This window comes from Salinisphaera sp. SWV1 (genome assembly GCF_052044155.1).
Classification (GTDB): domain Bacteria; phylum Pseudomonadota; class Gammaproteobacteria; order Nevskiales; family Salinisphaeraceae; genus Salinisphaera.
On sequence record NZ_JBQDYE010000102.1, the window covers coordinates 1 to 1,042 of the forward strand.

1 protein-coding gene is annotated in these 1,042 nt (G+C 59.6%); it reads left to right on the forward strand.

The features are described 5' to 3' along the window. Nucleotides 1–86: 86 nt before the first annotated feature. Nucleotides 87–1,037, forward strand: coding sequence for an IS1595 family transposase (locus tag ACS8YF_RS19610; RefSeq protein WP_440851774.1), 951 nt, complete (start codon nt 87–89; stop codon nt 1,035–1,037). Nucleotides 1,038–1,042: the final 5 nt, after the last annotated feature.

Sequence of the window (1,042 nt, forward strand, 5' to 3'; positions counted from 1 at the left end):
CTTGATTAGTTCGGAAACTCAGCAGGGTCAGGATATGACCCACCGAGTTCGGATAATAAAGCCATAACCCACACAGGGACGTTGTTATGGCAATGAATCGGGTTCAATTCCAGCCAGGCTTGTCGATGGCCGAATTCATGCAGCAGTACGGCACCGAGGCCCAATGCGAAGCCGCGTTGATCCAGTCGCGCTGGCCGCAGGGTTTCATCTGCCCGAGCTGTCGCGGCCGTTTGAGCACGACGTTCGAGCGCGCCGGCCGCACGCACTGGCAATGTCGGCGCTGCCGACATCAGACCACAGCAACGGCGGGCACGATCTTCGCTGCCACCAAGCTGCCCTTGACGGTCTGGTTTCTGGCCATGCACCTGCTGACTCAGGCCAAGAACAATGTCTCGGCGCTGGAATTGATGCGCCATCTGGGGGTGGGCTACAGCGCGGCCTGGCGGATCAAACACAAGATCCTGCACACCATGATGGGGCGGGAATCGCGCCGCCAGCTGTCCGGCCGGGTCGAGATCGACGATGCGTATCTGGGCGGGGAACGGCCTGGCAAGCGCGGCCGTGGCTCGCCCAACAAAGTCCCGTTTGTGATCGCGGTATCCACCGTCGACGACAACCGCCCGCATCAAGTCGCGATTCATTGTCTGCCCTTCACCAAGGACGCGATCAGCCAGTGGGCCAATAGGGCGCTGCACGTGAATACCCAGGCCTGGTCGGATGGCTTGCCGGCATTTGGCGCGCTGGCTTTGGAGGTGGCTGAACATCATGCCGTCATCACCGGCTCCGGACGGGCCGCCGCCGAGCATGCGGAGTTCCGCTGTGTGAATATCATCCTCGGTAATCTCAAAACCGCTATCACCGGCACCTATCATGCCTTCAACTTCGCCAAGTACGCCTCGCGCTACTTCGCTGAATTTCAGTATCGATTCAACCGCCGTTATAACCTGCGAACCATCTTGCCTCGACTGGCGAAAGCCGCTGCTCGCACAACCCCTTGTACCGAAACCCAATTGAGGCAAGCTGAGTTTGCGAACTAATCAAG

Coding starts and splice junctions, on each gene's coding strand:
- ACS8YF_RS19610 (WP_440851774.1), top strand. CDS start 87: ATGGCAATGAATCGGGTTCAATTCCAGCCAGGCTTGTCGATGGCCGAA.